This window comes from Myxococcus sp. AB056 (assembly GCF_006547365.1).
Taxonomy (GTDB): domain Bacteria; phylum Myxococcota; class Myxococcia; order Myxococcales; family Myxococcaceae; genus Myxococcus; species Myxococcus virescens.
The window spans coordinates 1-14055 of record NZ_VHLB01000150.1; the positions used below are offsets into that span (position 1 = coordinate 1).

The following is a 14055-nucleotide window of genomic DNA, read 5'->3' on the forward strand; positions in this document are numbered from 1 at the left end:
GGGTGGTGGTGGCGGTGGGCCCTCGGTGGGCGTGTGGTGTGGCCCGGGCGCGACGGTCCGCTACACGGATGGCGGCGTCACCTTCCAGGTCGGTCCGGGCGGTCCGGGCGGCGCCGGCCCCGGGCTCGACGGGAGCACGGGCGCGCGACTGTCGGACTTCAACTGCGTCAGCCCCACGCCGTAGCGTCCGTTGTCCGACGTTGGGGTGCCTGCCCGGAGGGCGCTTGCGTGCTGCGTCTGACCGCCGGCCAGGCACTCCGGGCTGGAGCACATCGCCCCACCCGGGTCCTCCTGCTACGCTGCTTCCCGGTTTGAGATGGCTTCCGAGTTGATCTGCGATACCTGCGGCCTGGCCGTACCTGCCGACACCACCGTGTGCCCACGCGATGGGACGGTGGTGCTGTCGTCGTTCGACGTGCCCCCGCGTGAGGAGCCGAACGTGGTGGTGCAGGCCTCAGAGCCTCCCCCGCCCGCGGCCGTGCAGAGGGACCCGCTCATCGGCTTGAAGCTGGGCGAGTACGAGCTGCGCTCGCGCATCGGCGTGGGCGGCATGGGGCTGGTGTACGAGGGCATCCAGCCGCTCATCGGCAAGCGCGTGGCGGTGAAGGTGCTGCGTCCGGAGCTGGCCCACTCCACCGAGCAGGTGGAGCGGCTGCTGGCGGAGGCCCGCGCCGTCAATGCCATCCGTCACCGGGGCATCATCGACATCTTCGGCTTCGGCCAGGTGCCGGACGGCCGGCAGTACATCGTCATGGAGTACCTGGAGGGCCAGGCGCTCGACGCGGTGCTGACGGAGAAGAACCGGCTTCCGGTGCAGGAGGCGCTGGCGCTGCTCGACGAGGTGCTGGCCGCGCTGGCCGCCGCGCACGGCGCGGGCGTGGTGCACCGCGACCTCAAGCCGAGCAACATCTTCCTGGTGCAGCAGCCGGATGGCTCGCGCTACGTGAAGGTGCTGGACTTCGGGCTCGCCAAGCGAGGCCAGGGCCCCACCGGCCGCACCGCGCAGACGCGCACGGACATGGTGGTGGGCACACCGGAGTACATGGCGCCGGAGCAGGCGCGCGGCCAGGAAGTGGGTCCGATGACGGACCTCTACGCCCTGGGTGTCGTCACCTTCGAAATCGTCACCGGCCGCCTGCCCTTCGTGGGCAGCTCGCCAGTGGACCTGCTGATGAAGCACGTGGAGGCGCGGCCGCCTCGCCCGTCGGAGTTCGTCTCCGATTTGCCGCCCGCGCTGGACGCCTTCATCTTGCAGATGCTCACCAAGGACCCGGAGACGCGCCCCAACTCCGCGGACGCGCTGCGGCAGCAGCTCCACAAGCTGCGCCGCACCCTGCGGGCCTCCACGCGCTCCAACCCCAGCGCGCTCGCGCCCGGCTTCGAGAAGGCCGCCGCGGTCGCGGAAGCGGACTCGCGCCGCCCCACCACGCCGGTGCCGGTGCCCCCGGAGCTGAACACCGAGCTGACCTCGCAGGAGCTGCGCGCCGCGGGCGTCCGCAGTCCGCTGCGCAAGCACCTGCCACTGGTGGGTGCCGTGAGCTTCGCCGTGCTGCTGCTCGCGGGCGCCGCCGCGGTCGTCATCCGCGGCGCGAAGGCCCCCGCGCTCGTGCCGCCGTCCCTCACGCCGCAGCAAGCCGCGGCGCAAGAGCAGGCCGCTGCCGTCACGCCGCAGCAAGCCGCAGCGGCGGAGCAGGCCGCTGCGATGCCCCCACCTCCCGCCGAGCCAGCGCAGGCGCCCGTGGAGGAAGTGCCGCTTCAGCCCCTGGTCGTCGCCGCCCTCGTGCCGGCTCCGCCGGACGGCGTGGAGCGTCCGCCGCCGGCCCCGCGCGCCGAGGACACCCGCGTCGCGCCGCCCCGCCCCCTGAAGGCCTCCGCCCCCACGCTGGAGGACATCCTCCAGAGCATCAATCGGCTGGAGCGCCGGGTGGACCGGCTGGAGACGAGCGGGAAGATTGACGCCCCCAAGGCCAACGCCGCGCGCAACCTGCTGGCGAAGTACCGCGACGACGCGCGGGCCGACACCAGCGCCCACGCCCGCATCGACCTGCTCAAGAAGGTGACGGGCGTGGCGGGGATGATTCGCTGACCCGCGCCTGACTCAGCGCGCGCAGGCCAGCGGCTGGGCCATGGCGTTGCGCGCGCGGTCCTCGCTCACCAACCGCCACGCCGCCAGGTCCTCCAGCAGCCGGTTGCGGTCCTGCCGGAGCACCGTGGGGTTCTTGCAAATCTTGATGCCGTAGTAGTCGGAGTACGGCGGCAGGGCCAGCTGCAGCTCGGCGAGTTCCTCCAGCTTCAACTCGCTCAGCTCACGGCCAAAGAGCGCCAGGGCCGCGTCCTCCACGCCGACGATGCCGCGCTCGAAGTAGATGATGGACAGGTCGTACGCGATGAGCTGGTCCTTCTGCATGAAGGTGTGGATGCGGTGCGCGGCCACCGACCGCTCACGCGTTCCCTCGATGCCCAGCGCGGCGGCGATGCGCATGGCCAGGACGCGCTCACACGCCCCATCTCCCGGCGGCGACGTGCCCACGGTGGCGCCCAGGAACAGACGCCAGGCCCACGCGGGCCCGTCCTCTCGTGGCGTCTGGAAGTACCGGGGGCACTCCAGGTGGCGGATGTAGAGGGCCACCAGGTCCTTGGGCAGCTTGGAGAAGTCCGGCCGCACGAAGGTGATGGGGCGCGGGTTGCGCTGGGACTGCCCCGCCCGGAGGCTCATCCGCTCGCCTTCGATGCTGTGCTTGAGCTGCTTCTCCACGTCGAATTCGCTCTCCAGCGGCGGCAGCTTGCTCGCCGTGTAGAGGTACGTCAGCGGAATCACCACGCCGGCCAGGCCCAGCATGAACAAGATTGTCCAGAGCAGACTCTTCACCCCCTCAGGCTACCAGGGGCAGCACGCGCCGGGCGCGTAGGTTAAAACCCCGACATGCCCGACTGGCACCCGGCCACCGTCACTGACAGTGCACCCGCCGCAGATGGCCTCACCGACCTCGTGCTGGACGTCCAGGGCACGCCCCTGGCCGGAACCCATGAGCGGCCCGGCCAATACGTCCACCTGCGCCTGCCTGGTGTGGGACAGGGGCTCTTCGCCATCGCCTCCCCGCCCGGCCGCCCGGGGACGCAGTGGGAGTTCCTCCTCAAGGTGGGCAGCCCGCTGTCCGACGCCCTCATCCACCTGCCCAGGGGCGCCCACGTCGACGTGTCACGGCCAGAAGGACGGGGCTTCCCGCTGGAGCGCGCCCGTGGCCAGGACGTGCTCCTGTTCGCCACCGGCTCCGGCATCTCCGCCATCCGCTCCGTCATCACCAGCATCCAACTGGAGCGCGGCGCCTACCGCCAGGTGACGCTCTACTTCGGCGCGCGCACACCGGGCGCCTTCGCCTACATGGACGAACTCCACGAGTGGGAAGCGGGCGGGGTGCGTGTGGTGCGCACCGTCAGCCAGCCCGGCGCCAGCGGCTGGCAGGGCCTCACGGGCTATGTGCAGGCCCACCTGGGTGAAGGGCCCGTGCAGGCCGCAGTGGCCTTCCTCTGCGGGCAGAAGGAAATGGTGCAGGGCGTGATGACGACGCTCCAGGCCCGCGGCATGCCCGCGGGTGACATCCACCTCAACTTCTGAGCGGGGGAGTGAGAACTACGGAGCGACGGACGCGCCGGCCGTGCCCGGCCCCTGCACGGTGGGCGACTCATAGCCCACGTCCAGCAGCACCGCCGCCGGGTCGCTGTCCCCGTCGCGGCTGGCCACCTGGGGCGTCCACGCGGCCACGCCCAGCCAGCGCCCATCCGGGCTGAAGCGCACGCGCCGCACGGACCAGTCGAAGCGGTGCTCGCCGCGCGCGTCCACGTCCCCTTCGGTGAACAGGTACACGCGCTTGTCCCAGCCGCCGCTGGCCAGCGAGCGCCCGTCCGGGGAGATGGCCGCGGTGGCCACCACGCCCCGGTGCACCGGCCACTTCGCCAACACCTGACCGGACTGCGCGTCCACCAGCGCGCCCGCGTTGAAGGGGCCCTGCGGCTCCTCCACGCCCTTGCGCTCGCGCTCGTACACGCCGCGGTCGCGCTCCGGCTTCTGCTCCGACAGGCCCACCCCCAGCCGCTGGCCGCGCGCGTCCACGGTGACGTCGCTCACGTAGGCCGGGAAGGGAAACTCCGAGCGCCGCGCGAGCACCAGCGCGTCCACCGCCGCCGCGCCCTCGGGCGGGCCGCCCTTCAGCGACAGCACGGCCTCCTGCGTGACTTCGTCGAAGGCCACGTCCACCCGTTCGGAGAAGGGCGCGCCCAGCACGCCCTGGGTGCCCTGCGGCACACACGCGTCGCAGATGGCGACGTCCACGCCCTCCACCCGCATGGACTTGAAGCGCAGGGACTGGGCCGGCGCCAGCCGCGCGGCGATGGTGCCCAGCGGCCCCGACACGTTGACCGTCTCCTTCAGGAAGGGCACGTCGATGCCCGCCGCGGCGGCCGCCTCGCTGGTGAGCACCAGCGCGGGCGCGCGCGCATCCAACGCGAAGGACAGCGGCGCCTTGTCATTCACCGTGCCGCCCAGCACCACGGAGCCGGCGCGCCGCTCGAAGCGCATGCGCGCCTGCCCCGGCCGCAGCCCCTCCACGGAGGTGCGCCAGGCCCGCACGTGCTTGTCCCAGCCGCCCGAATACAGCGTCCCGTCCGGCGCGAAGGCCAGCGCCGTCACCGGGCCCAGGTGTCCGCGCTCCTCGGAGCCGTACTCCAGCGCGGGCGCCGACAGCACCGTCATCAGGCCCTTGTAGCTGCCCACCACCAGCCACTTCCCTTCCGGGTGGAAGGCCACCACGGACAGCGGCTCCTCGGTGCGGCGCTCCGCCACGAGCGCGCCGGTGGCCGCGTCGAAGAGGCGCACCACGCTGTCCTTGCCCGCGGTGGCCACGCGCGTGCCATCCGGGGAGAAGGCCACGCCCTCCACGTCGAACTCGTAGGGGTTGATGGCCGGGTCCGCCAGCATCGTCGGCTCGGCGGAGCCCAGCTCCCAGACGGAGAGGAAGTAGGACTTGCTGCCCAGGCGCGAGTACGCCACCCGAGCGCCTCGCGGTGCGAAGGCCAGGCCCCAGATGAAGTCCTTGTTGTTGAGGACGGCCTTGCGCCCAAGGCCCGAGGCGCTACCGGACACCCAGGTGCCCGGCTCCGACTCCAGCCGGGCGCTCAGCTCCGGGGACACCCGAGGAGGCGCGTGTGCACAGCCACCACCCCCTACCGCCACCACCCCGCCCGCCAGCAGTGCGAACGCCCCCCTCGCGAACTTCATGTCCCTGAGCCTCCTGACGCCGAGGCGGCCTTCTGCCGCTCCTTCTCGACGTTGATTTCCGTGACGCCCTTGTTGTCGATGGACAACAGGAACAGCTGCTTCACCGCCTCGCGCTTCTCGTTGAAGGACGTGCGCCCGGTGGCCCCGTCGAAGTTCTTCAGGTTGGCCATCGCGTCACGCATCTGCGCGCGAGTGCGCGGTGCATCCTTCTGCTCCATGAGCTGCCGCAACATCCGACCGGAGTCGTAGCCAATGGCCTCCAGCAGACCCGGGTCCCGCCCCGTCTCCGCCCGGTAGGCCTCGCGGTACTGCTCCACGAAGCGGCGCGTGGCCGGACGCTGCGAGTCCACGAAGAAGCCGTCCACGAACACCGAGCAGGTGACGAACTTGCCGCCGCGCTCCACCAGCTCCGGCAGCCCCGAGCGGCCCTTGGGGCTGCTCCACTGGTTGGCGCCGAAGAGCGTCACCGTCTTCAGCTCCTTCTTGCCCGTCGTCTTGCGGATGCGCTCCAAATCACGCGGGTCACACGCGTTGGTGACGATGTCCTCCACCGCCAGCGCGGGCGCCACCAGGCTGACGCGGCGCCAGTCGTCCGGCATGAAGATGGCGTCGAAGTCGATGATGGGCTCCACGCCGCTCTTCACCTTCTCCAGCGCCTTGCGGCGGCGGAACGCGTCCAGGTTCTCCCCCTGCACGTCACGCACGCCCTCCACGTAGTCGCCGCGGTCATCCAGGTAGTAGCGGCCCACCAGCTTCTTGGCCTCGGTGGTGAAGGTCGTCTGGTCGTGCGAGTAGCGCTCCGCCCCGCGCACGCCGCCGCCCCGCGCCACCACCTGGTCCCAGAAGGCATCCGCCAGCTCCACGCCGTAGGGGATGTTCGGGTACAGCAGCGCGAAGCGCTTGTAGCCCTTCACGTTCATCGCGTAGTCGGCGATGGCCTCCGCCTGCGCCGCGTTGGTGAGCATGTTGCGGAAGACGTAGCTGCCCAGCTCGGTGATGTTGTCCTGGCGGCTCATGGTCAGCAGCGGCACCTGGAGTTCCTCGGCCACCAGCGCCGCGCGCTTCGAGTCATCCGCCAGCAGGGGCCCCAGCACGGCGATGGCGCCGTCGTCGAAGGCCAGCTGCTCCATGGCCTGGCCCGTCTTGTTGACGTCGCCCTGCGTGTCCTTCACCACCAGCTCCACGCCGCTGCCTTCCAGCCCCAGCTGGATGCCGCGCAGCACCGCTTCACCAATGGGCTGGTAGCGGCCCGTCATGGGCAGCAACACGCCCACCGTGCGGGGGCGGGCCTCCACCCGGCGCGTGGCGCGGGCCAGCAGCTCGCGGGCCTGCGGCGCGAAGGCGTGGCCGGGCGCCTGGGCGAGGAAACGGTTCAGCGTCTCCTCCAGCCGCGTCCAGTCCCGCAGGTGGTAGTAGACGCGCGCCAGCTTGAAGGTGATGACGGGCCACGCCGGGTTGGACGGCGACAGGCCCTCCGCCACGCGGGCGATGTCCACGAAGCCCGCGCGGCCCTCCACCAGCGCCTCCACCTTGGCCACCGCGGCGGCCTGCGCCTGAGCGCCCTGGGCCTGGCCCGCCTCGTCCACCGCCATCTGCAGCGCCTGCCCGTAGAGGCCGGCGCCCTCCGCGGCGCGAGCGGCCTCGTTGAGCAGTTGGGTGCGCTCGGCGCCACTGGCGCGCTCGGCGAGGCTGGAGAGCGTCTGGTACGCGTCGCGGTAGGCGCCCACCTCCATCGCGGAGATGGCCAGCTTGTGCTTGGCGTCATCCGCCCGCGAATGGAGCGGGTTCTCGAAGAGCAGCTCGTTGAAGCTCTTGCGCGCGTTGACGAAGTCCTTGGACTCGAAGAAGAGGACGCCGGCCTGATAGAGCGCGTCCTGGCCCGCGGTGGTGGCGGGATACGCCTTGCGCACCGACAGGTAGGCCTCCGCGGCCTTCTTCTTGTCCGGGGTGGCGCTGGCCGTCTGGGACGCCTGCGCCAGCGCCGCGTCGGCGGTGGGGTCCTTCTTCGCCTCCACCGAAGGACGCGTGGGGAACGGGTCTCCCGAAGGCAGGTCCCCGCCGGTGTCACCTCCGGAGGGCGTACGGGTGGACCGGGGGCAGGCCGTCAGCAGCAGGGCCAGGGCGATGACGAGCGAGCGGCGCAGGGTGGGCAGGACATCCATGGCAGGGGCGTGCATAGCAGTGGGGTGCGCCCCCGTCGACACCCGAGCGGGGGGAAGATTCCACTGCCAGGAACCGCTGTTTTGCAGTGCCCGTGCCCACGGCGGCCTGCCGCGCCGCGGCGCCCGCCTGCCCACCAGGCGCGGCACGGAGGCCGCGTTTTCGCGGCCCCGCGCCCGCAACCGTCATCAGCCGAACAGCTCCTTCACCTTGGCGATGAAGCTCTTCGACTGCGGGTGCGACTCCTCGCCGGAGGCCTCCGCGAACTTCTCCAGCAGCTCGCGCTGCTTCGACGACAGCTCGGTGGGCGTCTCCACCACGACGCGCACGTGCTGGTCTCCCCGCTGCTGGCTGTGCAGGTGGGGGATGCCCTTGCCCTTGAGCCGGAACACCTTGCCGGACTGGGTGCCGTTGGGGACGGTCATCTTCACCTTGCCATCCAGCGTGGGGACGTCGATCTTCGCGCCCAGCGCCGCCTGCGTGAAGGAGATGGGCACCTCGCAGAAGACCTCGTACTCCTCGCGCTGGAAGAGCGGGTGCTCCTTCACGATGACGGTGACGTAGAGGTCACCCGGCGGACCGCCCCGGTCTCCAGGCTCGCCCATGCCGGACAGCCGCACGCGCGTGCCGTTGTCCACGCCGCCCGGGATGGCCACCTCGATGACCTCCTCGGAGGGCACCTTGCCCGAGCCCTTGCAGCGCGTGCACGGGTCCGGCACCACCGCGCCCGTGCCGCCGCAGTCGCCGCAGGGCCGGGACACCGCGAAGAAGCCCTGGGTGTAGCGCAGCTCGCCGCTGCCGCCGCACGCCGAACAGGGCCGGGGCCCGGTGTTGCTCTTGCTGCCGGAGCCGGAGCAGGTGTCGCACTTCTTCGGCCGGGGGATGGTCACCTTGGGCCGGCAGCCGAAGGCCGCTTCCTCGAAGGTGATTTCCAGGTTGTAGCGCAGGTCCGCGCCACGCGAGCTCGTCCGCCGCCCACCCCGGCCACCGCCGAAGATGTCGCCGAAAATCTCGCCGAAGATGTCGTTGATGTTGACGCCCTGGAACCCGCCCCCGGCGCCACCAAAGCCGTCGAAGGGGTTGCCCGCGTGCCCGAAGCGGTCGTACTTCGCCCGCCGTTCAGGGTCGCTCAGCACCTCATAGGCTTCCGAGGCCTCCTTGAACTTCTCCTCGGCGTCCGAGTTCCCCGGATTGCGATCCGGGTGGTACTGCAGCGCCACCTTGCGGAACGCGCTCTTGAGCTCCTGCGCGGAGACAGATTTCTGGACGCCCAGGACCTCGTAGTAGTCGCGTTTCTGACCCGCCGCCGCTGACATTGATTACAACCCCTGGAATTTGCTGTGCTTTTTTGCGCTGCGTAAAATCTTGAGTCACTATAACGCAGCGAAACGCACCGGCAATCCAGCGGGGACACGCGCCGCCCGCGCCCACCCGGTGCCGGGCGGGCATCCGGGCGGGTGGCGTGGCGGGAAGCGAGGAAGCCGTCAGACGGTCCACACGCGGTTGGCCGTCAGCTCCATCCGGGCCAGCCTGCGTTTGAGTCCCGGGTCCACCGCGCCCGTAGCGGCCCACTTGGGCACCACGAAGTGGAGCTCCGCGTTGTACAGCTTCGCGGCGCTGGCCAGGAGGCTCCAGCGGTTCTCCGCCGTGGGCTCGTCCACCATGTGGGGGGTGACGATTTCCAGGATGATGGGCGTGCGAGCCGAATCCGACTGCCGACAGGTGAAGTCGGGGCGATGGTCCTCGATGGTCCCCGACAGGATGGGAGGAGGCATGAACCCGGGGAGGCGCGCCTTGATGTCCGTGTAACCGATGGTGCGGAAGTACTCGGCCATCAGCCACAGGAGCCGGCGGCGCTCCTCGTCCTCCACCACCGGCTCACAGCCCGGATTGAACAGGGCCTCTTTTTCGTTATTGGTTTCCATGGCTCCCCTGAACCTGTCCGCAGGGTTGAAGGTGGGCAATGGAACTGGCCCGGGCGCTGCAAGCGCCCGGTGGCAGGGCAGCCGACAGGGCACCTACCCCCGAAACCCGGTAGCCTTGGACCTTCTGGCGACTCAGTGACAGAGTCCGCCGCCGAACAGTGGCTCCCCGTCCTTCTCCTCACGTCTATCGTCGGCTCCTCGGCTACCTGCGCCCGTACCGGCTGCTGCTCGCCGCGGGTGTCGGCGCGTCCGTGGCCGCGGCCATCGCCACGTCCGCCTATGCCTGGGTGGTGGGCCCCCTGCTGCGCGCGCTGCTCACCCACGAGCCCGTCACCGTCGCCGGGGTATCCCTGCCGGGAGACGCCCTGCTCAAGCGGCTGCCCCTGCTCGTCGTGGCCGTGGCCATCGTGAAGGCCACCGCGCAGTTCCTCCAGGGCGGGCTGATGCAGCGGCTGGGGCAGCGCGTGATGGCGGACCTGCGCGGGTTCCTCTACGGACGGCTGCTCGGCCAGCCGCCCGCGTTCTTCGAGCGGCGGCACTCCGGCGAGCTGCTGGCGCGCTTCACCGCGGACGTGCCCCTGGTCGAGTTCTCCGTGACGCAGGCGCTCACGTCCTACGTGAAGGACGGCCTGCAAATCATCGCGCTGCTCGCCACCTGCTTCCTCATCGACAAGACGCTGTTCCTCTTCACCTTCGTCGTCGTGCCGGTGACGGTGCTGCCCATCAACCGCTTCGCGCGCTCACTGAAGAAGGTGGCCACGCGCTCGCAGGAGCGGCTGGGCTCGCTGACGGCGCTCACCGCCGAGCAGCTCCAGAACCTGCCCGTGGTGCAGGCCTTCCGCGGACAGCCTCGGGCGCTGGAGGCCTTCGAGGTGGAGGCGGACAAGTACCTGGGGGAGATGCGCCGCTCGCTCTTTCTGCGCGGCGCGGTGAGCCCCACGGTGGAGCTCCTGGGCATCGCCGGCGTGGCCATGGCGGTGGCCTGGGGCGCGCGCGCGGTGGCGGCGGACCCCGCGTTGGCGGGGCGGCTGCTCTCCTTCATGGCCGCCGCGTTGCTGCTGTACCAGCCCGTGAAGTCGCTCAGCGGCACGCTGTCGCAGGTGCTGACGGGCATGGCCGCCGCGGAGCGCCTCTTCGCCATGGCGGACGAGCCGGCCGCGCCGGACGTGGGCGACGCCGCCGGGCCGCTGTCGCGCGAGCTGAGGCTGGAAGGCGTGCGGGCCACCTACGCGGACGGGCGCGAGGCGCTGCGCGGGGTGGACCTGGTGGTGCCCGCTGGCGCGCGCGTGGCGCTGGTGGGGCCCTCCGGCGCGGGCAAGACGACGCTGTTCTCCGTGCTGCTGGGTTTCCTGCCCGCGTCGGGCGGACAGGTGCTGTGGGACGGGGCGCCGCTGACGGCGCTCCAGCCTTCCAGCGTGCGCGGCCAGGTGGCATGGGTGCCCCAGGAGCCGGTGCTCTTCTCCGGCACCGTGCGGCACAACCTCCGCCTGGGCCGGCCCGAGGCGACGGACGAGGAGCTGTGGGAAGCGCTGCGGCTGGCGCACGCGGACGACTTCGTCCGCTCGCTTCCCGGCGGCCTGGATGAGTTGGTGGGCGAGCGCGGCGGCCGGTTGTCCGGCGGACAGCGGCAGCGGCTGGTGCTGGCGCGGGCCTTCCTGTGCCGCCCGTCGGTGCTGCTGCTGGACGAGCCCACCAGCGCGCTCGACGCGGCGAGCGAGGCCGCCGTGGGGGAAGGCCTGGTCGCCCTGATGAAGGGGCGCACGGTGCTCGTCATCGCGCACCGGCTGTCCACGGTGCGCGACGCAGACCTGATTGCCGTGGTGGAGGCCGGCCGCGTGGTGGAGGCCGGCACCCACGCGGAGCTGCTCGCCCTGCGGGGCCGGTACACGCAGCTCCTGGGCGAAGGCGCTGTCGCGGCGTGAAGGCGGCGCGCGGCCCTGGCTGATGCCGGACACCCCTCCCGCTTCCGTCCTTGCACCTCCACTGTCGCTCTGCCAGCGTCCCTGGCTGACTTCGATGCGTCCCCGGGAGCCCCTGTCCCTCAACGCCCTGCTGCTCGTCCCCGCCCTGGCGCTCGCGGCCCTGGCGTGTGTGGCAGTGTCGGCTCGGCAGGGCACCCTGGCCACCGCCGCCACCCTGACGCTGCTGCTGCTCCCCATCGTCTTCCGGTTGTGGACGCGCACCTGGTACCGCGGGCTCGTGCTGCGCGGTGTGGGCGTCTTCCTCATGGGCATGCACGTGCCCCTGCTGCTGGCCGGCGTCCTCGCCTATGGCCGCATCGGCTGTAGCGGCGGCGGGTGTCCCAAGCTCTACCTGCTGGGTGTGCTCGTCTCTCCCGTCGCAGGGGTGCTGGCGAGCGTCATCTACTGGCTCGTGGGTCGTCCCCCGGTCTAATTTCACAGGCTTAACCGGAGAGACTACTCTCTCCTGAAATGCTCGTTCCGCTCCGGCTTCGTCTCGCGCCCGGCCTGGCCGTGGCGCTGGCCGTGCCCATCACAGTGTTCGTGTGGTGCTTCACACTGGGTCCCCTGCTGGAGGGGATGGCCGGGGTGTCGCACGCATTCCAGGCGGCCGGGCCATTCGCCGCGCTGGTGGCGATGGCGCTGGCGCTGGAGGTGCCGCTGCTGTCCCTGGCGCTGGTCGGCTCCGGCATGGAGCGGCGGGTGCCCTTGTCCGCGATGCTGGGACTGGCCACGTTGCCGTGGATGCTGGGGTTGATGGGCACCGAGGTCCTGATGGACCGGGTGCTGGTCTCCCTGCCCCGGATGGATACGGTGGAGGCGGGCCTGGTGCTGGCGACCAGCACGGGAGAGGCCATGGCGCCGCGGCTGCTGGGCGCCTGGACGAGCACCGCGCTGCTGCTGGGGCTGGCGCTGGGACTGGTGCTGGCGCACTTCGGCCCCACGGGCTTCCGGGAGGCCGCGGGCCCCCGCAACCGCGGACTGCTGCTGGCCAGCGGCGTCTCCGCGTCCCTGGCCTCGGTGGCCATGGTGGGCGCGCTCGAGGCCCGCCACCTGCTGAGCTTCCTCACCAGCCTGGCGCGGATACCGGACGCGGAGCGCTCGGAGCTGATCGCCACGGGGCTCGCCATGACGGCGAACCTGCGCGCGCTGCGGTGGACGTGCACCGGGGTGCTGGCGGTGCTGGGACTGACGCTGCTGATGGCCCGGCGCGTCGGAGAAGACGCCCACACGCCGCTGGGCTGGTCCGCCCGGCTGGTGCCCGCCACCGCGGTGGCCGTGCTGCTGGTGCTGGATGCGCAGCCGGTGAGCTCCGCCACGGAACACCCGCCGGTGGCCATTCCCGCCGAACATGGCGAGGGCCCCTCGGGGAGCATGCCGCAGCCGCCCTCCGGAGACGTGAGCCCCGCTCAGCCCATCAAGATGAACGCCAGCATCCCGAACCCCACCAGCAACCCCAGGGCGAGCACCAGCAGCATCGTCATGCCCTCACCGGGCCGCACCACCGGAGGCGTGACCTCCTCCACCACCGCCACCGCAGCGGGCGGCACGTCGAAGACGGCGGCCTGAGCCGTCGTCACGACTGGCGCCTCCACGGCGGGCAGCGTGGGCTCCGAAGGACGGGCAAGGCCACCCTTCATCTCCAGGCCCTCGCGCGCCAGCGCCAGCACCCGCTGCATGTGGAGCAGGTAGCGGTCCTGTCCCGTGTACGTGCCCATGGCGAGCGCGGCGCGCATCAGCCGCTGCGGCACGAGCTCCGGGTCCGTCTGGACCACCGCCGCGGCCGTGGGCTTGCCGCCGCCGCGCTCCAGGTAGCCGGTGCGCACGCCCTCACCGCTGGCCCACACGTAGTGGTCCTCCAGCAGCGTGAGCTCCTGCCGGCGCACGCGCCCCTCTGAATCCACCAGGGACATCAGCTCCGCGCCGTCCGGGCACAGGTGCCAGACGGTGCGCAGCCCATTCTCGCCGGGCGGGCCTTCCACCGCGTGGACGCGATAGAGCGCCTGCACCGCAGTCTTCAACGTTTCCACGGAGGTTTCTGCCATGTGTGAACGAAGACTAGGTGCGAAGGTCCCAAAACGAAAGACGACCCACCGCCCGTCTGCCTGTCGGCCCCGCTCCCCTCGCACCTGGAGCCTCCCTACTGTTCACACCAGGAGGATTGAGCCATGGCCATCACCCTTCCTGATGAGCCCATCGAGACGCCCTTCGAGGTCCCCGCCAACCGCCCCGAAGTCACGGACGAACCCACCGACGCCTTCATGAAGGCGCAGGTGAGCTGGGATGGCTGGGCCGCGCACGGAGGCGGCCACGTCCCGGAAGACTACGCGTGGACTTCCAATCCCAAGGAGCGCCAGGACGAGCTGATGGGCGAATGGCCCGCCGAGTCATGAAGCCGCGTGCGCCCGCCCGCCCGCTGTGCTTAGCGTGCCTGCCCACATGAGCCGCTCCCGCGACAAAGGTGATGACTTCCACCGCCACTTCGAGGGCGCCCAGACGCTCGACGGCCTGCTGGACCTGGCCGGCAGCGGGCTGGACAGCGCCCAGGTCCTCGAACGCATGCGGGACGCCCGCGCCGAAGGCACGCCGCCCAGCGACGTCATCCCCGCGCTGTTCGACGAGGAGCCGCGCTTCCCCTCCCCCGAAATCGCCCGGCGCCTGTACCAGAACCTGCTGGGCCTCTGGGATTTGGTGGCGGAGGGAAAACACGTGCGGCTGGAAGACGAGGCCCGCC

Annotated in this window: 11 protein-coding genes and 2 pseudogenes; 7 read left to right on the plus strand and 6 right to left on the minus strand. The window is 71.2% G+C overall.

Going from position 1 to position 14055, the window contains the following annotated elements:
* Positions 1–184 (plus strand): annotated as a pseudogene (locus tag FMP39_RS35640) (hypothetical protein); the annotation flags it as partial.
* 132 nt (positions 185–316) lie between these two features.
* Positions 317–2086: a serine/threonine-protein kinase gene (locus FMP39_RS35645; protein ID WP_194858706.1), complete on the plus strand. Its 1770-nt coding sequence runs from the start codon at positions 317–319 to the stop codon at positions 2084–2086.
* Positions 2087–2098: 12 nt separating this feature from the next.
* On the opposite strand, the gene FMP39_RS35650 is transcribed toward FMP39_RS35645, so the two are convergent.
* Positions 2099–2869 carry a transglycosylase domain-containing protein gene (locus FMP39_RS35650; protein ID WP_011550880.1) on the minus strand — a complete coding sequence of 257 codons (771 nt, stop codon included), beginning with the start codon at positions 2867–2869 and terminating at the stop codon, positions 2099–2101.
* A gap of 54 nt (positions 2870–2923) precedes the next feature.
* On the opposite strand from FMP39_RS35650, the gene FMP39_RS35655 reads away from it, so the two are divergent.
* Entirely contained in the window at positions 2924–3616 is a 693-nt protein-coding gene (locus FMP39_RS35655) for an NAD-binding oxidoreductase (protein WP_141594425.1), read from the plus strand.
* Between the two features lie 15 nt (positions 3617–3631).
* Here FMP39_RS35655 and FMP39_RS35660 read toward each other — a convergent pair whose 3' ends face one another.
* The 4 genes from FMP39_RS35660 to FMP39_RS35675 all read right to left on the minus strand — a co-directional run bounded on the left by FMP39_RS35660 (position 3632) and on the right by FMP39_RS35675 (position 9360).
* Entirely contained in the window at positions 3632–5275 is a 1644-nt protein-coding gene (locus tag FMP39_RS35660) for a WD40 repeat domain-containing protein (RefSeq protein WP_141594426.1), read from the minus strand.
* On the minus strand, positions 5272–7437 hold the full coding sequence (locus FMP39_RS35665) for a penicillin-binding protein activator (protein WP_194858707.1): 2166 nt from the start codon (positions 7435–7437) through the stop codon (positions 5272–5274). The genes FMP39_RS35660 and FMP39_RS35665 overlap by 4 nt, the downstream gene beginning before the upstream one ends.
* A 186-nt stretch (positions 7438–7623) precedes the next feature.
* Positions 7624–8751 (minus strand): molecular chaperone DnaJ, encoded by a 1128-nt coding sequence (gene dnaJ / locus FMP39_RS35670; RefSeq protein ID WP_011550876.1) that lies wholly within the window; start codon positions 8749–8751, stop codon positions 7624–7626.
* A 168-nt stretch (positions 8752–8919) separates the two neighbouring features.
* A complete protein-coding gene (locus FMP39_RS35675) occupies positions 8920–9360 on the minus strand; it encodes a hypothetical protein (protein WP_026114310.1) in 441 nt (146 codons plus the stop codon).
* Positions 9361–9518: 158 nt separating this feature from the next.
* Between FMP39_RS35675 and FMP39_RS35680 the strand changes: the two genes are divergently transcribed.
* Positions 9519–11282, plus strand: a complete 1764-nt coding sequence (locus FMP39_RS35680) for an ABC transporter ATP-binding protein (RefSeq protein ID WP_141594428.1) — start codon at positions 9519–9521, stop codon at positions 11280–11282.
* Between the two features lie 94 nt (positions 11283–11376).
* Positions 11377–11754 carry a hypothetical protein gene (locus FMP39_RS35685; protein WP_141594429.1) on the plus strand — a complete coding sequence of 126 codons (378 nt, stop codon included), beginning with the start codon at positions 11377–11379 and terminating at the stop codon, positions 11752–11754.
* Positions 11755–12730: 976 nt separating this feature from the next.
* Here the strand turns inward: FMP39_RS35685 and FMP39_RS38775 are convergent.
* Positions 12731–13366, minus strand: coding sequence for a hypothetical protein (locus FMP39_RS38775; protein WP_368667090.1), 636 nt, complete (start codon positions 13364–13366; stop codon positions 12731–12733).
* Positions 13367–13489: 123 nt separating this feature from the next.
* Between FMP39_RS38775 and FMP39_RS35695 the strand changes: the two genes are divergently transcribed.
* Entirely contained in the window at positions 13490–13714 is a 225-nt protein-coding gene (locus FMP39_RS35695) for a hypothetical protein (protein WP_141594431.1), read from the plus strand.
* A gap of 46 nt (positions 13715–13760) precedes the next feature.
* Positions 13761–14055, plus strand: a pseudogene (locus FMP39_RS35700) (hypothetical protein); the annotation flags it as partial.